At 71.1% G+C, this 20,996-nt stretch carries 19 protein-coding genes; 8 read left to right on the forward strand and 11 right to left on the reverse strand.

Annotated features, from left to right (window positions below):
- Window positions 1-2,137: glycoside hydrolase family 9 protein (locus G3I65_RS40490; protein WP_160700761.1), on the reverse strand; the 2,137-nt coding region annotated here is incomplete at its 3' end.
- Window positions 2,138-2,360: 223 nt separating this feature from the next.
- Between G3I65_RS40490 and G3I65_RS40495 the strand changes: the two genes are divergently transcribed.
- On the forward strand, window positions 2,361-3,110 hold the full coding sequence (locus tag G3I65_RS40495; RefSeq protein WP_160700762.1) for a glycoside hydrolase: 750 nt from the start codon (window positions 2,361-2,363) through the stop codon (window positions 3,108-3,110).
- A 53-nt stretch (window positions 3,111-3,163) separates the two neighbouring features.
- Here the strand turns inward: G3I65_RS40495 and G3I65_RS40500 are convergent, their stop codons facing one another.
- Together G3I65_RS40500 and G3I65_RS40505 are read right to left on the reverse strand one after the other, a co-directional pair.
- The gene (locus G3I65_RS40500; RefSeq protein WP_160700763.1) at window positions 3,164-4,513 is read right to left on the reverse strand and encodes an endo-1,4-beta-xylanase; all 1,350 of its coding nucleotides are present in this window, start codon (window positions 4,511-4,513) and stop codon (window positions 3,164-3,166) included.
- Between the two features lie 237 nt (window positions 4,514-4,750).
- Entirely contained in the window at window positions 4,751-5,374 is a 624-nt protein-coding gene (locus tag G3I65_RS40505) for a TetR/AcrR family transcriptional regulator (protein ID WP_160700764.1), read from the reverse strand.
- Between the two features lie 136 nt (window positions 5,375-5,510).
- Between G3I65_RS40505 and G3I65_RS40510 the strand changes: the two genes are divergently transcribed.
- A complete protein-coding gene (locus G3I65_RS40510) occupies window positions 5,511-6,845 on the forward strand; it encodes an MFS transporter (RefSeq protein ID WP_160700765.1) in 1,335 nt (444 codons plus the stop codon).
- On the forward strand, window positions 6,842-7,657 hold the full coding sequence (locus G3I65_RS40515; RefSeq protein ID WP_160700766.1) for an SGNH/GDSL hydrolase family protein: 816 nt from the start codon (window positions 6,842-6,844) through the stop codon (window positions 7,655-7,657). Before G3I65_RS40510 ends, G3I65_RS40515 begins: the two co-directional genes overlap by 4 nt.
- Here G3I65_RS40515 and G3I65_RS40520 read toward each other — a convergent pair.
- From G3I65_RS40520 to G3I65_RS40530, 3 genes are read right to left on the reverse strand one after another with little or no spacing between them, the layout of a single operon-like run.
- Window positions 7,614-8,360 carry a succinate dehydrogenase/fumarate reductase iron-sulfur subunit gene (locus G3I65_RS40520; protein WP_160700767.1) on the reverse strand — a complete coding sequence of 249 codons (747 nt, stop codon included), beginning with the start codon at window positions 8,358-8,360 and terminating at the stop codon, window positions 7,614-7,616. The two genes, G3I65_RS40515 and G3I65_RS40520, sit on opposite strands and share 44 nt — an antisense overlap.
- Complete coding sequence (locus tag G3I65_RS40525) at window positions 8,357-10,279, reverse strand: fumarate reductase/succinate dehydrogenase flavoprotein subunit (RefSeq protein WP_160700768.1); 1,923 nt, start codon at window positions 10,277-10,279, stop codon at window positions 8,357-8,359. The genes G3I65_RS40520 and G3I65_RS40525 overlap by 4 nt, the downstream gene beginning before the upstream one ends.
- Window positions 10,279-10,977, reverse strand: a complete 699-nt coding sequence (locus tag G3I65_RS40530; protein ID WP_160700769.1) for a succinate dehydrogenase cytochrome b subunit — start codon at window positions 10,975-10,977, stop codon at window positions 10,279-10,281. The genes G3I65_RS40525 and G3I65_RS40530 overlap by 1 nt, the downstream gene beginning before the upstream one ends.
- A gap of 82 nt (window positions 10,978-11,059) precedes the next feature.
- On the opposite strand from G3I65_RS40530, the gene G3I65_RS40535 reads away from it, so the two are divergent.
- The gene (locus G3I65_RS40535; protein ID WP_160700770.1) at window positions 11,060-11,986 is read left to right on the forward strand and encodes a LysR family transcriptional regulator; all 927 of its coding nucleotides are present in this window, start codon (window positions 11,060-11,062) and stop codon (window positions 11,984-11,986) included.
- Window positions 11,987-12,319: 333 nt separating this feature from the next.
- On the opposite strand, the gene G3I65_RS40540 is transcribed toward G3I65_RS40535, so the two are convergent.
- The gene (locus tag G3I65_RS40540) at window positions 12,320-13,081 is read right to left on the reverse strand and encodes a helix-turn-helix transcriptional regulator (protein WP_160700771.1); all 762 of its coding nucleotides are present in this window, start codon (window positions 13,079-13,081) and stop codon (window positions 12,320-12,322) included.
- 55 nt (window positions 13,082-13,136) lie between these two features.
- On the opposite strand from G3I65_RS40540, the gene G3I65_RS40545 reads away from it, so the two are divergent.
- Genes G3I65_RS40545 through G3I65_RS40555 form a run of 3 tightly spaced genes read left to right on the forward strand, consistent with a single transcriptional unit; the run spans window position 13,137 to window position 15,365 of the window.
- Window positions 13,137-14,099: a zinc-binding dehydrogenase gene (locus tag G3I65_RS40545; protein WP_160700772.1), complete on the forward strand. Its 963-nt coding sequence runs from the start codon at window positions 13,137-13,139 to the stop codon at window positions 14,097-14,099.
- A gap of 22 nt (window positions 14,100-14,121) precedes the next feature.
- Window positions 14,122-14,358 (forward strand): hypothetical protein, encoded by a 237-nt coding sequence (locus tag G3I65_RS40550; protein ID WP_160700773.1) that lies wholly within the window; start codon window positions 14,122-14,124, stop codon window positions 14,356-14,358.
- 59 nt (window positions 14,359-14,417) lie between these two features.
- Complete coding sequence (locus G3I65_RS40555; RefSeq protein WP_160700774.1) at window positions 14,418-15,365, forward strand: LysR family transcriptional regulator; 948 nt, start codon at window positions 14,418-14,420, stop codon at window positions 15,363-15,365.
- Here G3I65_RS40555 and G3I65_RS40560 read toward each other — a convergent pair.
- The 4 genes from G3I65_RS40560 to G3I65_RS40575 form a co-directional block, all read right to left on the reverse strand.
- The gene (locus G3I65_RS40560) at window positions 15,355-15,897 is read right to left on the reverse strand and encodes a DM13 domain-containing protein (protein WP_160700775.1); all 543 of its coding nucleotides are present in this window, start codon (window positions 15,895-15,897) and stop codon (window positions 15,355-15,357) included. The two genes, G3I65_RS40555 and G3I65_RS40560, sit on opposite strands and share 11 nt — an antisense overlap.
- Window positions 15,898-16,551: 654 nt before the next feature.
- The gene (locus G3I65_RS40565) at window positions 16,552-17,766 is read right to left on the reverse strand and encodes a DUF222 domain-containing protein (protein WP_309235947.1); all 1,215 of its coding nucleotides are present in this window, start codon (window positions 17,764-17,766) and stop codon (window positions 16,552-16,554) included.
- Between the two features lie 43 nt (window positions 17,767-17,809).
- Window positions 17,810-18,661, reverse strand: a complete 852-nt coding sequence (locus tag G3I65_RS40570) for an LLM class F420-dependent oxidoreductase (protein WP_309235948.1) — start codon at window positions 18,659-18,661, stop codon at window positions 17,810-17,812.
- Window positions 18,662-18,893: 232 nt separating this feature from the next.
- A complete protein-coding gene (locus G3I65_RS40575) occupies window positions 18,894-19,841 on the reverse strand; it encodes a LysR family transcriptional regulator (RefSeq protein ID WP_160700776.1) in 948 nt (315 codons plus the stop codon).
- Between the two features lie 365 nt (window positions 19,842-20,206).
- Here G3I65_RS40575 and G3I65_RS40580 point away from each other — a divergent pair, with 365 nt between their 5' ends.
- Window positions 20,207-20,971 (forward strand): choice-of-anchor P family protein, encoded by a 765-nt coding sequence (locus G3I65_RS40580; protein ID WP_160700777.1) that lies wholly within the window; start codon window positions 20,207-20,209, stop codon window positions 20,969-20,971.
- Window positions 20,972-20,996 lie beyond the last annotated feature (25 nt).

The raw sequence follows: 20,996 nt of genomic DNA on the forward strand, positions 1-20,996 counted from the left end.
GCGCGCAGCCGGCGAGCAGGCGGGCCGCCGTCGGGTCCTGCAGGCCGCTGTTCGGCCCGCCGGACAGCGCGCCGGGCGGGGCGGTCGGCAGCGACGCGTCCAGCTCGTGCGCCCAGAACCGGTGGTGGACGTTCTGCACCGGCTGGTCGCCGTGCCCGGAGACGTACGAGTAGTTCGCCGGGTTGCGGCCCAGCAGGTAGTCCATCGCCGCGAACGCGCCGTCGCGGTACTTGTCCTGCTTGGTGAAGTCGTACGCCAGCGCGAGCACGACGCCGTTGTTCGCGACCAGGCCGTTGGAGCCCCACTCGTACGTGCCGTCGGCGGTGCGGTACGGCGCCGGGTAGCCCATGGTGGCGATCTGCGCGAGGTGGCTGTCGGCGGTCGTGGTGATCGCCGTCTTGATCGCCGAGACGTCCGCCGCGGGCAGGTCGGTGGGCACCAGGGCGAGGGTGATGTCGCCGAGCGCGCCCGTCGAGGCCCAGTCGAAGCCGTGCGTCGTGAAACTGGCGCCGCGGTAGAGCGCGGACCCGGTGACGTCGCCGCGGTACGCGCTCTTCCCCGTGGTGGCGAACAGTTCCGCGGCCGCCCAGTAGAACTCGTCGGTCACGGTGTTGTCGCTGTAGGTCCCGCCGCCGGTGCCGTCGTTCGGGTCGGCGAGCTTGGCCGGGTTGGCTTTCGCTGCCGCGTAGGCTTTTTCGGCCGCGGCGAGCAGCTTCGCCGAGTACGTCGGGTCGATCGTCCGCCACAGGCGGGACGCCTGCGCGGCGACCGCCGCCATGTTCAGCGTGGCGGCCGTGCTCGGCGCGGAGAGCCGGCGCGGCTGGCTGTCCTGGTCGGGCCGCGTCGGCAGGGCCGTCCACTGCGCGTCGTGGATCTTGTGGTGCACCATGCCCGCGTCCGGGGCACCGTCCGGCACCTGCATCGAAAGCAGGAAGTCGACTTCCCAGCGGGCTTCGTCCAGGATGTCCGGCACGCCGTTGGCGCGCTCCGGGATGGCGAGCTTGCCGTCGCCCAGCGCGCTCGCGTCGCCCACGCGCGACGCCCGCTCGTACTCGTCGAGCAGCTGCCACGCGGCGATCCCGCCGTTGACGACGTACTTGCCGTGGTCGCCCGCGTCGTACCAGCCGCCGCGGACGTCGAGGGTGTAGCCGCAGTTCAGGTCCGCGCGGCAGGGCACGTGGTCGTCGCCCTGGTTCGGCGCCACGTTGACGTGTCCCGCGGGCCGCGCGTAGGACGCCCCGACGTACTGGGCGTCGATCGCGATCCCGCTGCGCTGGTGGTAGAAGAACGAAAGCGAGTCGTAGCGCAGCCGCTTCAGCCCGTCCGCGGCGATGGCGAACGGGAAGCTGGTTTCCGCGCCGACGCTCAGGGTGTAGCCGGTGCCCTGGGTTTCGTAGGTGGAGAAGTCGATCTCGTGCACCTTTTCGCCGGACGCGGCGTCCGCGCCGCGAGGGCGGGTCTGGCCGGTGGCGACGGCGGCGCCCGCCGAGTTCTTCAGCGTCCACGTCAGCGGCGTGGTCGAGTCGCTGATCACGGTGGCCCGCTTGGGCAGGCCGGGCACGTAGCTCTCCTGGTTCACCCGGATGCCGCTGGTCGGCGGGAGGCCGCCGGGCGGGATGACGCCGCCGACGAGGGAGATGTTGTCCAGGCAGACGGTGTTGTCCGCGGCCTGGCCGCCGAACCAGAACGCCAGCTGCCCGTTCCCGGCGTTCGGGAAGTCCAGAGTGGACGTGAAGGTGACGGTGAAGTGCTGCTTGACCGGCGTGACCGTCAGGTCGGTGCGCGAGATCTGCCGGTACGGCGAAACGGCTTCCCCGGCGACGGCGGAGATCTGCTGGCTGGTCGTCGCGTGCGCGTCGAACGTCAGCGTGTACGGCTGCCCGGCTTCGAAGGGCACGCCGTTCTGGCCGGACAGCGCGTCGTAGCCGTTGGCCGTGCCCCCGGTGACGGAGGTGCAGAACTCCCCGTCGGTGACCCGGGCGGTGGTTCCCGAGCCGGCCCACCAGGGATCGGCGCTGCCACTGTCGAAGGTGCCGTTGAGCAGCCGCTCGTAGTCCGCGGCGGCCGCGGGCACGGCGCCCGCCGTCAGCCCCAGCACCGCGGCGGCCAATATGGCCAGGGTCTTCCTCGCCCGCATTCGCCCTCTCCTCGTCGTCGAGTTTGGGAGCGCTCCCAGTCGGAGGACTGTAACCAGCGCGGCACACCGTTGGCAATCACCCGGCGACCGACGGCGACAGCCGCATTTCGTAAATTGATCACGGTCGCCCCCTTTGCCTCGCGGTTCCGCTGTGGTTTCATCGGATCGATTCATGCTGAGAGCGCTCCCAGGAGCGCTACCACGACGAAGTGGAGACTCCAGGATGAAACTCAGGCACGCCCTTTCCGCGGTCCTGCTGACCGCGGCCGGACTGGTGGCCCCGCTCGCCGGCGCGCCGGCCGCGCACGCGGACACGCTGATCTGCGACCAGTACGGCTCGACGACGATCGGCGGCCGGTACGTCGTCATGAACAACCGCTGGGGCAGCAGCGCGACCCAGTGCATCAACGTCACCGGCAGCGGGTTCCGGATCCAGACCCAGCAGGGGTCCACCAGCGGCGGCGCGCCGCTGTCCTACCCGGCCGTCTACGCCGGGTGCCACTACGGCAACTGCTCCCCCGGCACGAACCTGCCCCGGCAGCTCAGCCGGATCGGCAGCGCGCCGTCGTCCATCTCCTACACCTACGTCGGCGGGTCGGTCTTCGACGCCTCCTACGACATCTGGATGGACCCGACCGCGAAGACCAACGGGGTCAACCAGATGGAGCTGATGATCTGGTTCAACCACACCGGGAACGTGCAGCCCGTCGGCGGCAAGGTCGGCACCACCAGCATCGGCGGGCGCGGCTGGGACGTCTGGCAGGGCAACAACGGCGGCAACGACGTGCTGTCCTACGTGGCCCAGTCCACGATTTCGGGCTGGTCGTTCAACGTCATGGACTTCGTCAACGACGTCGACAACCGCACCCGCGTGGACCGCTCCTGGTACCTGACCAGCATCCAGGCCGGGTTCGAGCCGTGGAGCGGCGGCGTCGGCCTCGCCGTCAACTCCTTCTCGGCCTCGGTGAACTAGCGGATCGGGTCTGCCGACCCCTCCCGGGCGGCAGACCCGACCCACCGGGTGGCTCAGCCGCAGCCGGCCACCGCCGGCGTTCCGGACCCGCTGGCCTGGAAGCCGAACTCCGTGTACTGACCGGCCGCGACGTGACCGTTGTAGCTCACGTTCGACCACTGGTCACCGCTGCGCTGGACGTTCCAGGAATTGGTCACCGCGGCCCCGGACGGCAGGGTCAGCGTCACCGTCCAGGCGTTGAGGTCCGCCGAGCCGGCGGTGACCCGGACCGTCGCCACGAACCCGCCGTTCCACGCGTTCAGCGAAACCGAGGCGGAACACGTACCCGGCGGCGGCGCGCTCGTCGTGGTCGTCGGGGTGGTCGTGGGTGTGGTGGGGGTCGTCGGGGTGGTGGTCGGCGTGCCCGGTGCCGCGTTGAGCGCGTCCAGCACGCCGTTGTAGGCGGCCTTCTTGTTCCCGTTCCCGTCGAACAGCAGCGGGTTCTCACCCGAGCGCCAGGAATCGGTGTCGCGGATGCCCCACGTCGTGATCCCGGTGCACCGCGGCACGTTCACGCACGCGCGCGTGGTGGCGGCGTACGCGCTCGACGACGCCTGCGCGATGTCCAGTTCGGTCAACTGCACGTCCACGCCGAGCGCGGCGAAGTTGGTGAGCGTCGTCTGGAAGCTGCTCGGCGGGCCGCCGCTGCCGAAGTGGGACTGGAAGCCGACGCAGTCGATCGGGACGCCGCGGGACTTGAAGTCCTGCACCATCCGGTAGACGCCCTGGGTCTTGGCGGCCGACCAGTCCTCGATGTTGTAGTCGTTGTAGCAGAGTTTGGCGACGGGATCGGCGGCACGGGCGGTCCGGAAGGCGACCTCGATCCAGTCGTTGCCGGTCCGCTGCAGGTTGGAGTCGCGGCGACCGCCGGACCCGCCGTCGGCGAAGGCCTCGTTCACCACGTCCCAGGCGTAGATCTTGCCGCTGTAGTGGCCGGCGACCTGCGTGATGTGGTTGATCAGCGCCTGCCGCAGCGCGCTGCCCTCCATGCTCTGCATCCAGCCGGGTTGCTGCTGGTACCAGGCGAGGGTGTGCCCGCGCATGCGCATGCCCGCGCCGAGCGCGTGGTTGACGATCCGGTCGGCGTTGGTGTAGTTGAACTGACCCTGGGACGGCTCCGTGGCGTCCATCTTCATCTCGTTCTCCGGCGTCACCATGCTGAACTCGCGGTCCAAAATGGACACGTAGGTGCTGTCGGAGAGCTTGGCGGCGGCGACGGCGGCACCGAAGTACCGCCCGCTTTGCGCGGCTGAGGCGCCAAGCGTGGTCGCCGCCCCGGCGGGACTCGCGGTGAGCAGTGTGGCGCCCACCGCGGCCACCGAGGCAGTCGCCGCGAGCGCGGCGCGAAGTGCGGAAAGTTTCATGGTCGGACACTTTCGGGGGTTCGGGTGCTCCGGACGTGCTCGATCGACCGGCCCGTCCCACGAGTACTGCCGCGTACTCCTGAGAGCGCTCCCAGACCGGTGCGCAGACACACGGTAGCCAGGCGCACCGGCTCAGTCAATGGACAGGTGCTGCATGGTCCGCGCCCGAGACGTAGTGAATGACTCATTCATGTCGTCCGGCGACATGAATGAGTCATTCACTACGTCCAGGGGCGGTCAGGAGCCGGCGAGGCCGCCGATCAGCAGGTCCACGATCCGCTCGGCCAGCTCACGCAACTCGGCCGGCTCCTGCCCCGGGATCCGGTGGTACCACGTGTCGATCGCATTGAGATTGCTGAGCAACGTCCGAGTCGCCAGCGCCGCGTCAACCTCCCGCAGCGAACCATCGGCGATGCCATCAGCCACCACGCCGCGGAACAACTGCTCGTAAGCCCCGCGCAGCCCGTTCAGCTCCAGCAGCGTGTCACGCTGACGCGGCTTGAGCGCGGTCGCGACCTGCCCGCGCACGGCCTGGTGCACGACGTGGTGGTAGGCCAGGTCCTCCATCAGGTTCACCGCGTGCGCCACCGCCATCGCGACGAGCCGGTCGCGGCCCGTGCCGGGCCCGGCCGCGTGGTGCTCGACGCGGTCGCGGACGCGGCCCATGGCTTCCTCGTACACCGCGAGGAAGATGTCGAACTTCGAGCGGAAGTGGTAGTACACCAGGCCTTTGGTGGCACCCACTTCACGCGCGATGTCGTCGATCGTGGCGTTGGCGAACCCGTGCGCCATGAACGCCTCGGCCGCGGCGTCGAGGATCCTCCGCCGCGCGCCGAGCTCGAGGTCCGGGCTCGCGCTCACTGTTCGTCCTCCTCGCCTGCGACCGGGTCATCGTCTCACGGCCGCCGGGCGGCCCTTGACGGCGACACGCGCCAACCTTACCGTGATACTCAGTAGTATTGCAGGTCAGACGCGGTATCGCACTGAAGGGCGTCCGATGACGAACGCACGAGACCTCCTGCACGAACTCGCCACCAAGAAGGCTGTCACCCGGTTGCTGCCGGTGCTCGGCATCGCCTACTTCATGTCGTACGTGGACCGGACGAACGTCGCACTCGCCAAGACGGCGCTCGCGGCCGACGTCGGCATCAGCGCGGCCGCGTACGGGCTCGGCGCCGGCCTGTTCTTCGTGAGCTACGCGCTGCTCGAAGTGCCGAGCAACCTGGTCCTCTACCGCGTCGGCGCCCGCGTGTGGATCACACGCATCGCCGTCAGCTGGGGCGCGGTGTCGGCCGCGATGATGTTCGTGGCGGACGACCTGTCCTTCTACCTCCTGCGCCTGCTGCTCGGCGCCGCGGAGGCGGGCCTGTTCCCGGCGATGATGTACCTGGTCACGCAGTGGTTCTCGCAGAAGCACCGGGTGACGGTCGTCGGGCTGATCTACACCGCGCCCTGCATCGCCGTCATCATCGGCTCCCCCGTCGGCGGCGCGCTGATGGAGCTGCACGGCGTCGCCGGCCTGCGTGGCTGGCAGTGGATGTTCCTGGTGGAAGGCCTGGTCACCGTCCTCATCGGCGCGGTCGTCTGGTTCGCGCTGCCCAGCCGTCCCGCCGACGCGAAGTGGCTGACGCCGGACGAAGCCGCCGTGCTGACCGAACGCGCCGTCGGCCAGACCCCGGGGTCGCCGACCAAGCTCCGCGGCAGTCTGCGCCTCGCGTTCGGCCGCCCGACCGTGCTGCTGCTCGGCGCCATCTACCTGATCAACCAGTCGATCGGCGGCGGCATCGGCTTCAACTTCCCGGCCTACATCCAGTCATTGGGCCTGGACAGCCCGTTCCTGATCGGGCTGGTGGCGGGCAGCGGCGGCATCTCGGCGCTGGCCGGCGTGCTGTTCTTCCCGTGGTTCAAACGCCGCCACGGCCACGAGGTCGCGCTCATCGGTATCTGCGCGAGCGCGGTTCTCCTGGTACTGCTGGGCTTCCTCGTCTCGCGCGATCCCGTGTGGAGCGTCAGCCTGCTGTTCATCTCGAACTTCTTCGCCTTCGGCACGCTCCCGCTGTTCTGGTCGGTCGCGATGGCACGCCTGTCCGGGCTGGTGGCCGCGGCCGGGCTGGCGTTCATCAACATGCTCGGCATCACCGGCGGCTTCATCGGCCCGTACGTCTACGGCCTGGTCGAAAGCAGCACGGACAGCCTGGTCGCGCCGTACTACGTCTTCGCCGCGGCGGCCGTGGTCGCGGTCGCGCTGGTCCCCGTGCTGGCGGCCGCGATCCGCCGTGACGCGCGCAAGGACCTGGCGCCGGTGCCGAGCGCGGAACTGCCGGTCCAATGAGGATCGCGCTGGTGGTGACGCTGCTGGCCGGGCTGCTCGCCGCCCCGGCCGCAGCCGCCGGGCCGCTGCGGTACGTGGCGCTCGGCGACTCTTCGGCCGCCGGGCCGGGGATCCCGGCCCAGATCGACGCGACGTGCCTGCGTTCCGATCACGACTGGCCGCACGTGTTGGCAGTACGGCTGGGCGCGGCGCTCACCGACGTCACCTGTTCCGGCGCGACCACCGCCGATCTCACCGGGCGGCAGGCGGGGGTGGTCGCGCCGCAGTTCGCCGCGCTGCGGCGCGACACCGGACTGGTGACGCTGGCGATCGGCGCCAACGACATCGCGCTCGGCTCGGCGTTCGTGACGTGCGCGAGCCCGGACGGGCCGTCGTGCGAAGAGCAGTACGGCACGGTGTTCCCCGCGCGGATCGCCGCGACCGCAACCAAGATCGCAACCGCCTTGGCGGAGATCCACCGCCGCTCTCCCGCGGCACACGTCGTCGTGACCGGCTACCTGACGTACTGGCGCCCGGGCGGCTGCTACCCCGCCGACCCGTACACCGCCGCCGACGCCGACTTCATCCAGGCGACGTTCGACCGCCTGATGACCATGCTCGCCGACCAGTCCCGGCGGCACGGCGCGTCCTATGTGGACATCCGCGGGTCGAGCGCCCAGCACGGCCTCTGCGCCGAACCGGCCGTGCGCTGGCTGGAAGGCGCGGTGCCGGCCTCGCCGGCGTACCCGTACCACCCGAACGCCGCGGGCATGGCGGCCGCGGCCGGGATCATCGGCGCCCGGCTCGGCTCGCCTTCCGGAACTCGCGGTTGAGGGCCGAGATGCTCGCGAACGGGATCCCCTTCGGGCACGACGCCACGCACTCCCCCGTGTTCGTGCAGCCGCCGAAGCCCTCCGCGTCCATCGCGTCGACCATGTCCAGCACGCGCTGGGCGCGTTCCGGTTGTCCTTGCGGCAGCAGCGAGAGGTGGGTCACCTTGGCCGCAGTGAAGAGGGTGGCCGAGCCGTTGGGGCAGGCCGCCACGCAGGCGCCGCAGCCGATGCAGGTCGCGTTGTCGAACGCGAGGTCAGCGTCCGGCTTGGGCACCGGCGTCGCGTGGGCGTCCGGGGCGCTGCCGGTGGGCGCGCTGACGTAACCGCCGGCCTGGACGATCCGGTCGAGCGCCGAGCGGTCTACGACCAGGTCCTTGATCACCGGGAAACCCTTGGCGCGCCAGGGTTCGACGTCGATCACCTCGCCGTCGTCGAACGAGCGCATGTGCAGCTGGCACGACGTCGTGCGCTCGGGCCCGTGGGCCTGCCCGTTGATCACGACGCCGCAGGAGCCGCAGATGCCTTCGCGGCAGTCGTGGTCGAACGCGACGGGTTCCTCGCCGGCAGCGATCAGTTCCTGGTTGAGCACGTCCAGCATTTCGAGGAAGGACATGTCCGGGCTGATCCCGTCGACCGGGTAGGAGACCAGCCTGCCTTCGGTTGCCTGGCCGGCCTGGCGCCAGATGCGGACGGTGAGTTTCACGTGTAGCTCCGCTGGGTCGGGTGGACGTGTTCGAAGACGAGTTCCTCGCGGTGCAGCACGGGTTTCTCGCCGTACTCCCACGCGGCGACGTAGGCGAAGTTCTCGTCGTCGCGCCGGGCTTCGCCGTCCGGGGTCTGGTGTTCTTCGCGGAAGTGGCCGCCGCAGGACTCCTCACGGGCGAGCGCGTCGACGAGCAGGAGTTCGGCCAGCTCGAGGAAGTCGGCCACCCGGTTCGCCTTTTCCAGCTCCTGGTTGAGTTCCGCGCCGCTGCCGGGGATCCGGACGTCGCGCCAGAACTCGGCGCGCAGCTCCGGCACGCGGTCCAGGGCCTTGCGCAGTCCTTCGCGGGTGCGGGACATCCCGCAGTGGTCCCACATCAGCACGCCGAGCTCGCGGTGGAAGGAGTCGACCGACCGCGTTCCCTTGACCGCCAGCAGCCGCTCGATCCGTTCGCGCACCTCGGTTTCCACCGGCGCGGCGGCGTCGGGGCGGACCTCGTCGAGCCGGGTCGAGCCGAGGTAGTCGTTCACCGTGGCGGGCAGGACGAAGTAGCCGTCGGCGAGGCCCTGCATGAGCGCCGACGCGCCGAGCCGGTTCGCGCCGTGGTCGGAGAAGTTCGCTTCGCCGATCACGAACAGCCCGGGGATCGTGCTCTGCAGGTCGTAGTCCACCCAGAGCCCACCCATCGTGTAGTGGATGGCCGGGTAGATCCGCATCGGCGCGGTGTACGGGTCCTCCGCCGTGATGCGCTGGTACATGTCGAAGAGGTTGCCGTAGCGGGCTTCGATCGCCGGGCGCCCGAGACGCGCGATTGCGTCGGCGAAGTCCAGGTAGACGCCGAGACCGCCGGGCCCGACGCCGAACCCGGCGTCGCAGACGTTCTTCGCCGCCCGCGAGGCGATGTCGCGCGGCACGAGGTTGCCGAAGCTCGGGTACTGGCGTTCCAGGTAGTAGTCGCGCTCGTCTTCCGGGATCTCCGCCGGCGGCCGGGTGTCACCCTGCCGCTTCGGCACCCAGATGCGACCGTCGTTGCGCAGCGACTCGCTCATCAGCGTCAGCTTCGACTGGTGCTCGCCCGAGCGCGGGATGCACGTCGGGTGGATCTGGGTGAAGCACGGGTTCGCGAAGTACGCCCCGCGCTTGTGGGCCCGCCAGATCGCGGTGGCGTTGGAGCCCTTCGCGTTGGTGGACAGGTAGAAGACGTTGCCGTAGCCGCCGGTCGCGAGGACGACGGCGTCCGCGAGGTGCGTCTCGATCTCGCCGGTGACGAGGTCGCGCGCGACGATCCCGCGGGCCCGGCCGTCGACGACGACCAGGTCGAGCATCTCGGTCCGCGGGTGCAGCTCGACGTTCCCGGCGTCGATCTGCCGCGACAGCGCCTGGTACGCGCCGATCAGCAGCTGCTGGCCGGTCTGGCCGCGCGCGTAGAACGTGCGCTGAACTTGCACGCCGCCGAACGAGCGGGTGTCGAGCAGGCCGCCGTACTCGCGGGCGAACGGCACGCCCTGGGCGACGGCCTGGTCGATGATCTGCGCCGACACCTGGGCGAGGCGGTACACATTGGACTCCCGGGACCGGAAGTCGCCGCCCTTGACCGTGTCGTGGAACAGCCGGTAGACCGAGTCGCCGTCGTTGCGGTAGTTCTTCGCGGCGTTGATCCCGCCCTGCGCGGCGACCGAATGCGCGCGCCGCGGCGAGTCCTGGAAGCAGAACTGCACGACGTGGTAGCCCTGTTCGGCGAGCGTCGCACCGGCCGAACCGCCGGCCAGCCCGGTGCCCACCACGATCACGCGGTGCTTGCGCCGGTTCGCCGGGTTCACCAGCTTGGCCGCGAACTTCCGTTCGTCCCAGCGGTTTTCGAGCGGGACGGCGGGTGCCTTGGTGTCGGCGATCGGGTCGCCGGTCAGGTAGTCGGTCATCAGCGCACCAGTCCTGTCATGATCGCGACCGGGACGAGGGCGTAGCCGCCCGCGACCACGACCGCCGTCGTGCTGCCGAGGAGCTTGATCGCCCGTTCCCGCCGCGCGCTGGTGACGCCCAGCGTGCGCGCGGCGCTGGCGAAGCCGTGGTGGATGTGCAGCCCGAGCATCGCGAGCGCGACCAGGTAGATCAGGTTCACCCACCAGACTTGGAAGTCCGCGACGAGGTTGTGGTACGGGTCGCCGGGTACGAAGTCCCGGTTCACCGTGCCGACGGTGAAGTCGAGGATGTGCCAGACGACGAACAGCGCGAGCGTGGCGCCGCCCCAGCGCATGGTGCGCACCGCGAAGGTGGCCCGCACCGGCCGCCGGTGGACGTAGCGCACCGGCCGCGCGCGCAGGTCGCGCCGGGCCAGCTGCACCGCCGCGGTGACGTGCAGGACGAGCGCCGCGAGCAGGACCACGCGCTGGATCCAGAGGAACCACTCGTAGCGCAGCACCGGCTCGCCGATCGTGCGCAGCCAGTGGGCGTAGTGGTTGAGGTCGCCGGCCCCGAGGAACGTCTTGAGGTTGCCGACCATGTGCGCGAAGACGAACGCGAGCAGCAGCGCGCCACTCACCGCCATGACGATCTTCTTGCCGATCGTCGAGGCCCAGAAATCCCGGACGGGCCGCCGGGTTGCGAGGTCGTTCACCACCCGCTCGACGTTAGGTGGGCGCCGTTGAGAGGTCAAAGACATGATAACTCTGCTCTCCATAGCCAGCGGCTATCATGGTGCGGTGCAGTTCCAGCAGCTCGCCTACTTCGTGGCCGTCGCCGAACACCGGCACTTCACCCGCGCCGCCGAACAGGTACGCGTCGCGCAACCCTCGCTGTCGCAGCAGATCCGCGCGCTCGAACACGACCTGGGCGCGCCGCTGTTCCACCGGATCCGCGGCAACGTCACGCTCACCGAAGCGGGCGAAACCCTGCTCCCGATCGCGCGGCGCATCCTCGCCGAGACCGAAACCGCCCAGCGGGCCATCCGGGAGCTGGACGAGCTCGACCGCGGCCGCGTCCGGCTGGGCGCGCCGCCCAGCCTGTGCACGGGCCTGCTGCCCGCGATGCTGGCCGCGTTCCGCCGCCGCTACCCGGGCATCCAGCTGGAGCTGCACGAAAGCGGCTCGGGCGACCTGCGGCAGCGCCTGTCCGAAGGCGCGCTGGACCTGGCCCTGCTGGCGAGCGCCCCGGCGGACCCGCACCTGGCGGCGACGCCGTTGCTGCTGGAGGAACTGGTGGTGATCGCCCCGGCCGACGCCCCGATCGCGAGCACCCGCCTCGGCATCCGCGACCTGGCCGACGTCCCGCTGGTGATGTTCCGCCGCGGGTACGACGTCCGCGAGGCGACGGTGAACGCCTGCCGCACCGCGGGTTTCGAACCGTCGTTCGCGATCGAGGGCGGGGAGATGGACGCGGTCCTGGAACTGGTCCGCGCGGGCCTGGGCGCGGCGGTGGTCCCGAGCACGGTGGCGGGCGACCGGTTCTCGATGACGCGGTTCGCGCCGGAAGCGGGGATGACCCGGGTGGTCCAGCTCGCGGTCCGGCGGGAGGTGGACCCGACCCGCGCGGTGCGCGCCCTGCGCGACGCGATCGTCGGCTTCGTCGCGGACCGGAAGCGCCTGCCGGTCGGCCTGGTGTCGCTTGTGGACAGTCCGGTGGCGGGCTGACGCTGTTGCGCCGTCCAGGTGAACCCTGTCGGGAATCCGTTACGCGGGGTGCCCGGGCCGCGCCTCTGTTGGCGTGACCGAGCAGCCCGAGAGATCCCACCGCGTCCGGCACGCCGTCGTCTGGCTCGGCGGCCTGGCGGCCCTCGTCCAGATGTCCGTGTTCACCTTCCCCGTGGCGGCGGCGTCCTGGCGCCGGGAACCGTGGGTCCGGGACCTGGTGGCCGGCCACTTCCCCGCCATCGTCGGCCTCCCATCGGCGGCCTTGGCCGCGTTCCTGATCATCGCGGCGTTCGAAGCGCGCTTCGACCGGATCAAGATGCGGCTGGGCACGCATCAAACTGGTCTGGTGAGCTGCCGGTGGCGACCCGGGGTGGTCCCGACGATCGCCGTGAACGCCGTGATGAAGCCGCTCGGGTTCGCCCAGCCGCAGGCGTGGGCCACGCGGGTCGTGTCGTGGCCTTCCGCCAGCAGGACGAGCGCGTGGTGGACGCGCAGCTGGGTGCGCCACTCGTAGAACGTCATGCCGAGCTCGTCGCGGAACAGCCGGCTCAGCGTGCGGGCGCTCGCCCCGCTCCGGCGGCCCAGCTCCGCGAGCGGAGTGGTGTCGGCGGGGTCCTCGTACAGCACCCGCGCGACGGCGCGCAGCCGGTCGTCGCGGGGTTCCGGCAGTTGCAGCGGCTGCTCCGGCGCTTCCCGGAGCTCCTCGACGAGCACCCGGTGCAGGCGGGCGGTCGCCGCGCGGTCGTACTCGCGGGTGCCGGTCAGCGCGAGCAGGACCTCCCGGGCGAGGCCGGACGCGGCGAAGACGGCGGGGTGCGCGGGAACGAGCCGGGCCAGGGCCGCCGTCAGGAAGACGATCCGCATGTCGGTGTGGCCGTGCGCCCGGTGGTGGTGGCCGAACCCGGCGGGGATCCACGCGACGCGGGTGGCGGGCACCACCGACGTCCCCCGTTCGGAGTGCACCGACAGCACCCCGCGAGCCGCGTAGACCAGGTGCCCGCGGTCGTGGGCGTGCGCCTCGCTGCTCGCCCCCGGGCTCCACAGGTGCGCGCCGCCGGACGGCCAGATCCGCGAAGCTTGGCGTCCGATGGGCATGACTTGGCATCCTACCGGTGGTCGGCCAGCCGGGTCCGGGCCGAAAGTGGCGGACATGAAGATGAGAGCAGCGGTCTGCGTCCGCCCCGGCGGACCCGAGGTGCTGGAGGTCCGCGAGGTCCCGGTGCCCGCGGTCCGGCCCGGCTGGAGCCTGGTCGACGTCCGGGGCGCGGGCATGAACCGCTCGGAGCTGAGGACCCGCCAGGGCCACTCCCCCACGGTGACCTTCCCGCGCGTGCTGGGCATCGAATGCGTGGGCGTCCTGGCTGAATCGACCGACCCGGCGCTCGCCGAAGGCACCACCGTCGCCGCGGTGATGGGTGAGCTGGGCAGGCAGTTCGACGGCGGCTACGCGGAGTACGCGCTGGTGCCGAACGCCCTGCTGATGCCGGTCGAGACGACGTTGCCGTGGCCGGTGCTGGCGGCGCTGCCGGAGACGTTCATGACCGCGCAGGGCGCCTTGGACACCCTCGGCCTCCAGCCGGGCGACCGGCTCCTGATCCGCGGCGGCACGTCGTCGGTGGGCATGGCCGCCGCGTCGCTCGCGGCCGCGCAGGGCGTCGAGACCGCCGCCACGACCCGCCGGGCGAGCAAAGCCGCGGCGCTGACCACCGACCACGCCGTGGTCGACGACGGCTCCTCGGTGGCGGCCGGCGTCCGCGCGTTCTGGCCCTCAGGCCCCGACCACGTCCTCGACCTGGTCGGCGCGAGCACGGCGGTGGACTCCCTGAACCTGGTCCGCCGCGGCGGCACGGTGTGCGTGGCGGGCTCGCTCAGCGGGTGGGTGATCCCGGACCTTGAGCCGATCGCGACGATCCCGTCGGGTACGAAGCTCACGGCCTTCCACAGCGACACGGTGCGGGGGAACGCAGCGGTCCTGCGGCGGATCGTCGCCGCGGTCGAGTCCGGTGGGTGTCCGTCCCACCTGGACCGGGTGTTCGCGTTGGACGACATCGTCGCCGCCCACCGCGCCATGGAGGCCGACGCGGGCACCGGGAAGTTCGTCGTGGTGCCGTAGCGGTCGCGCGCTGATCAGCGTCATGACGCTGATCAGGACCCACACGAGGTTCGCCGCGACCGCGGGCCACGAGCCGGTGGCCGCGGCCGAAACACCCAGCAGCGCGGCGCCCGACAGGTTGAGCGTCTGGAACGTGGCCGACTCCGGTTCGATCACCCGGCGGGACACCAGACCGTACGCCGCGGCGGTGCCCGCGGCGCCCAGCCAGCCGGCCGCGGTGGCGGCCAGCGACAACATTTCCTCCATGCCGCCATCGTGACCGGCTCGCGGGGTGCAGCGCAATCGAAGTTATCTGCTCCAGGGGTTAAGCTCCGCTGAATGCAGATCGATCCCCGCCGGCTGGCCGTCCTGCTCGCCGTCCACCGCGCCGGCGGCGTGCTCGCCGCCGGCGAGCTCCTGCACCTCACCCCGTCGGCGGTCTCGCAGCAGATCGCCCGCCTCGAGGAGTCGACCGGCACCGCGGTGCTGGACCGCCAGCCGACCGGCGCCGTGTTGACGCCCGCCGGCCGGGTGCTGGCCGAGGCCGCCGAACACATCGAGGCCGAGCTGATCGACGCGCGCAAGGCCCTCGCCGCGCTGGCCGAGGACGTCACCGGCACGGTCGTCATCGCCGCCTTCCAGTCCGTCATCCGCACGCTGCTGATCCCGCTCCTGCACCAGCTGCGCGAGCAGTTCCCCGCACTGGAAGTCGTGATCCGCGAGATGGAGACGCGAAAGGCGTTGCAATCCCTGCGTTCGGGCGCGGTCGACCTGCTCATCCTCGAAGACGAAAGCCCGGCGGGCCAAGGAAAACCGGCACGCGGCACCCGCGACGTCCCGATCCTCGAAGAGCCGTGGCTGGTCGTCGTCCCGACCGGCACGGCGGGCCCGGCGAGCACGGCCGACCTGGAGCACCTCACCTGGCTCGGCGTCGACTCCGAGACCGCGGCGCACGCCGCCACCGAACGCACGCGCCGCGCGCTCCCGTCGGCACCCCCGCCGGGACACAGCTACTACGACTACAACGTGGCACTGTCGATGGTCGCGGGCGGCCTGGGCATCGCGCTCGTCCCGGCGCTCGCGGTGCGGGAAGCCGTGCCGGAGGGCGTCAAGGCGGTGTCCCTGCCCGGCCTCGGCACCCGCACCCTCGTCGCCCGGCACCGCACCACCCGCTCCGAACCCCGCAAGGAGGTGGTGACCGTCCTGGACGCGATCGTCACCTTCGCCGCCGACCTGGATGTGGCCACCCCGTGGACTCCCCACCCGGCCGAGTCGATCACCGGCTGAGTTCCGCGGCCCCGAAGGAGACGTTGAAGCGATCGCACCAGATGCTGACACTGGTGTAACCGGCCAGGTCGGTGCCCGCCGGGAGGGCGTAGTTCTGGTTTCCCTTGTTGCCCTTGAGCTTGCCGGCGTCGAGGTACTTGCCGTCGTCGAAGACGCCCCACCCGTCCTTGCCGGGTTTGACGGGCGCGTCGGCGAGCCAGACGTGCACGTCGGGGCCGCTGCTGGTGACGAGGTCTTCCAGGCGCAGCAGGAGTGAGCCGTCGGCCGCGCGCAGGATCCGGACGGTTCCGGTGGTCTCGTGCTCGTGGCTGATCAGCCTGCCGGCCGCGACTTCGACCGGCGCCACGGGTTGAGGGGCCGCGGACTTCGATGCCTCCGGTGCTGCGGCGGTGGGGAGGGTTTCCTGAACTGTTTCGTCCACCCACAGCTGCCACGGCTGGAACCAGTACAGGCCCACTGCGACCGCGGCCAGGCCTGCTGCCAGGACGCCGATCAGCCAGGGGCGGGCTAGCAGGCGGGTTTTGCCGTTCATCTTTGTTGTCCTCCGTCGTCCGCGATGCCTTATTCAATGGGATAAAACGCCCAGACGTATCCCGATGGACGGTTACCGATCTCTTACGGGACCGGCTTACTCGAGGACGGCGTTCTCGCCACCCGGGTGACGGGCGCCGGTGGCTCGCCGCAGCTGCGGCGGCGGTGCCGATGGGACCGCGGGTGTCCGGCTGGGCTGTCGCAGGTCGGGAACAGGTGGGGCACGGGCAGGTCGCGACAATGCCGGAGAGTCGTGCAGGTCCAGGCCGCGAGGCAGCGGATGGGTGGCGGTTGATGCCGCGGGACAGGCCAAACCCGCACGGGAGGTAGCGGGCGGATGGCGATTGACGCCACAGGAGCACGCGAACCCAGGCTAGGAAGCAGCCGGGGCGCTGGCGGAGCGCAACAAACGCGGAAAGGTCGTGCAGAGCCCGGACCGCGGAGTGGCTGGGGCGTCAGGTTGCTGGGCGTGAGGTTGCTGGGCGTGAGGTTGCTGGACGTGGGGCCGCTGGGGCGTGGGCCGCTGGGGCGTTGGGTGGCTGGAGCGTGGGGTGGCTGGAGCGTGGGCCGCTGGGGCGTGGGGTGGCTGGAGCGTGGGCGGGTGATGGGCGCGTGGGTGTAGCCCGCAGCTGGTGGCTGCGGGCCTGTCCCATGTTCAGGCTGCGAATGGCAGCGGCTGATGCAGGTTGTTGCGCCTGGGTTTTCGGCGTTTGTCCAAGAACCGTGGCGGCAGGAACTCCGGATGGCCGTCGGGAGCGATGCGGACCTGCCAACCCGAGCGGTGCAACAACCGGTGATGGTGACCGCACAACAGCACCAGGTTCGCCAAGTCGGTGAGGCCGCCCTCGGCCCAGTGCCGGATGTGGTGACCCTGGCAGTGCCGGGGTGGGCGGTGGCAGCCGGGGAACGCGCACCCGCGGTCGCGCAGGAACAGGGCACGGCGCAGGCCTGGTGAGATCAGGCGGCGGGCTCGGCCCAGGTCGAGGGGTTCGCTGGTGGTGCCGAGGACGGCGGGGATGAGCTTGCAGTCGCAGGCGTGGAGGCGGGCGTCGGCAGCTGTGATGGCGCCGGTGTCGCCCAGGGTGGCCGTGCCGCGTCCGGATTTCAGATCCGCCAGGGAGACCGCGACCATCACGTGGACGCGCTCCCCGGCTTGGGCCGGGAGTTCTGGGGAATTGAGCGCTAAGTCGACCGCGTCGGAGAACGCGTCGCCGTAACGTTCTTGTGGGGAGCGGAGGTCGTCGGTGCCGCGGCGTTCGGCCAACGCATCCAGCAGGGCGCTGGCGCGGGTACCGGTCTCGTCGTCGAACCGGCCGGTGAGTTCCCAGGTTCCGGTGCGTCTTCGGCGCAACGACAGTTCCCGGGTAGGGGTGGCGGGTTCGGTGTCCTCGGGTGCGGGACCGTCGGGGTCGAGGTGGGCCAGGATCCGGGCACCCAGGGCAGCGACCTGTTTGTGGCCGCCCTCGGCGGCGAAGGTAAGCAGGTCGGCTTCGGCGGTGTCGCGGTGAGGGGCGGGGATCCGGGAGACGGCGTCGATGATGGTGTCGATCATCGGGGTGCTCAGGGAACCTGCCAACGCGGCGGCGCCGGTGGCCGGGGCAACAGCGGGGGTCGCGTCGAGAGTATGGGCGGGGTGCAGGGCCTGGGCGCGAGCAACGGTGCGTCTGGCGGCCGCGTGCGGAATGTCGGCGAGGTGCTCGTAGAGGCGTGCAGTAGTGCGGTATCCGAAGAGTTCCTGAACCCCGCGGGATTCGATTTCCACCAGCAGCGCACCGATTTCCGCCTCAGCAGACCGCACCACAGTGAGCAGCGAAACGATGCGGTCGGCCAAGGCCTCCGCGTCCGCTTGCCACACCGTTTCTCTGTCCACACACCAAGATTACCGGACACACGAACACATGTTCATCACACGATCAGGTACTCAATGACAGACGCGCAGCGAACGCGGCCAACGAATCCCGCCGCCGCCCGGAGTCCGCGTCGTCAGGACTGATGACAATCCGCGAAACCCCCTCCGCCGCCAGCATTTCGACGTCCTCCAGCGACATGTCGAGAGACCCCCACCGCGTGTACTCCAGCCGATCCGGATCACGGCCCGCCGAGAGCGCCGTCGTCCGGGCGAGGGCGAACTGCCGGCGGCGCTCCTCCGCCGTCAACCTCCCGCCAGGAAAGTACCCATCCCCGCGCGACCCGGCCCGCCGGGCCGCGGCCACGCTGGATCCGCCGACGTGGATCGGTAGCTCCCCCAACGGTTTCGGGTACACGCAAGCGCCCTCGAAGCGGTGGAAGTCGCCGTCGAAACTGACGCCTGACTCGTCGCCCGCCCACAGTGCGCGCAGGATGTCGATCGCCTCGTCCGCGCGCCGGCCGCGGGTTGCGTAGTCGACGCCGACCGCTCGGGCCTCGCCCGGCAGGGCACCCACGCCCACCGTCAGCAACCGCATGCGGCCGCCGGAGAGGACGTCGATCGTCGCGAGGCGCTTGGCCAGCGTCACTGGGTGGTGGTACGGCAGCAGCAGGACGCCCGTGCCCAGCAGGATCCGGCGCGTCCCCGCGGCCACGAAGCTCAAGCACTCCAACGGATCCGCGAAGGGCAGCGACGGCGGCAGCGCCATCTCGCCGATCTTCGCGCCCGGGTACAGCGCGACGTGCTCCGGCAGGTAGAACGACTCGAACCCGAACTCCTCCGCGTCCCGGGCGAAGCCCAGGAGCGTTTCCGGGTCGGCGCCGAAAAAGGGTGTGCTGTAACTGATTCCGAACTCCACGCCGCGAAGGTAGACCTTCACGCGAACGTCAAGGCAAGTTCCTCCCGGAGGCGGGTAAGCAGCCACGGCGGGATTCAGCGATTCCGCAGCTGGGTCCCAGCGATCCTGTGCGCTGGACCGCCACGCCCTCCCGGCGAACACTCGAACCATGCAGCGTTCCGAAGCGACCGACCTGACTCGCCTGCTGAGACGCTTCGCGCTCCGGGCCCTCGTGCTCGGTGCGGTGACCGCCCTAACCGGGTTGACCACCGTCGCGATGGCCCTCGTCCTCGCCGGGTTCGGGTTGCTCTTCGTGCCCGTCCGCGAGCGCTGACGGCCGCTCCAGCAAGTGCGCCAGCAGGGCCCGCGCGGCCGGGTTCGCGGGGCGGGGGCCGCGGCCGGCCAGGTGGATCGAGCGGCTGAAGCCGGGCTCCGCGAGCGGGGCGTACGGCAGCCCCGACTTCTCGGCCACCGGGCGCGGGACGATCGACACGCCGAGGCCCGCTGCCACCAGGTCGACGAGCAGGGGCATGTGGGTCGCCTCGCAGACGCGCTGCCGCCGGACGCCCGCGTCCGCGAACCGGCGGGCGATCATCACCTCGATGCCGCTGCCGCTGAAGTCCACGAACGGCTCGTCGGCCAGCTCCGCCAGCGGGATCCGGGCGCGGCCCGCGAGCCGGTGGCCCGGACGGCACAGCAGGACCAGGTCCTGGCTCCAGCTCGCGAAGCTGAACAGCTCGGGCGACAGCGGCTCCGGCGCGGCCAGGAAGCTCAGGTCCAGCTCGCCGTCGGCGATGCCCGCCGTCAGGTCGAAGACCGTGCTCTCGCGCACGTGGATGCGGACGCCCGGGTAGCGGAGCCGGAACTCGCCGAGCTTCGACGGCAGGTCCACGACCGTCAACGTCTGGATCGTGCCGATCGACACCCGCCCGCGCGTCAGGCCGCTCACCGCGGCCACCTCGCCGCGGGCGGCGGCGACGTCCGCGACGATGCGGTGGGCCAGCGGGAGCAGCGCCCGGCCCGCTTCGGTCAGCGTGACGCGGCGGGTGGTGCGGTCGAACAGCGGGGCACCCAGCTCCCCCTCGAGCTTCCGGATCGACGCGCTCAGCGCCGACTGCACCACGTGCACCTCCTGCGCCGCGGCCGTGAAACTCCCGAACCGCACCACCGCGAGGAAGTGCTCGACCTGCCGCAGCTCCATGCACCGACCATAGGACGGTCCGGTCCGGCGCCCGGGACCGTGGTGGTCACATCACCGTCCGTGCCCGCCGGCACTCGTCCAGGTAATCACTCATCCGTGTCGGATCCGGCGATCGATCGCCTCGAATGTCGCAATGGGCACTACTACCCGTCCGCAATCCGCGGCCGCTCTCCCGGCCCGAGCACCACGACAAGGTGGCCGGCCCGGCGGTGATCACTTTTCGCGCAGTGCCCCGGCTCCGGTCGCGCGGCGAAATCCTTGCCGCGCGTAGCGATTTTGATAGCGTGGCCGGGCTTCCCCAGCGGGCCGAACTCTGACCGGCGCCGCTTCCCCCCGTTTTTCCTTTGCGGTGAAAGGACTTCTTCATGCGCACCACCCTGCTCCGAGCCGGGAGCCTGGCCGGGGTCACGGCCGCCCTCCTCGCGGGATCCGCCGGTGTCTCGGACGCCGCCGACGCCGTCGCCGGGTCCGCTTTCGGCGCCTCCGCTTCGGTTTCCGTGCTGCCCGGTGTGCTCACCGGCGGCAAGGGGATCACCGTCGAGACCGGGCAGCTCGCCGCGTCGAGCAGCACCGGGCCCGCTTCGGCGAGCGTCGCCGACGTGCCGCTCGAGGGCCTCGTCACCGCGAAGGCGATCAGCAGCTCCGTGGTGACCGGCGACGGCGCCGTGGCCGCCAAGGCGAGCGTCGCCGAGGCGACCCTGCCGCTGCTCGCGCCGGTCGCCGGGCGGGTGCCGTCGATCCGGGTGATCAGCGCGCGCTGCGCCTCCGCCGACGGGCACGTCACCGGCAGCAGCGACCTCGCCGGCGTCAACCTCGGGCGGCTCGGCACGCTGCCCGCCGCCACCGGGCCGAACCAGCGCCTCGGGATCCCCGGTGTGGCCGAGGTGATCGTCAACGAGCAGGTCCAGCGCTACGACGGCAGCCTCGAAATCACCGCGCTGCACGTCAAGCTCCTCGACGGCGACGCCAAGCGGCTCGGCAGCGGCGACGTCAAGCTCGCGTCGGTCACCTGCGGCCCGTCCAAGGAACGCGCGCCCCAGGCGCCGCCGCGACCGGGGCCGGGCCAGGTCGTCGTCGTGCCCGCCGGTGCCCCGCAGACCGGCGACGGCACCCTCGCGGCGGAGCGCTGATGATGCCCCGCCGCGCACTGCTGAT

The organism is Amycolatopsis sp. SID8362, assembly GCF_010550475.1.
Classification (GTDB): domain Bacteria; phylum Actinomycetota; class Actinomycetes; order Mycobacteriales; family Pseudonocardiaceae; genus Amycolatopsis; species Amycolatopsis eburnea.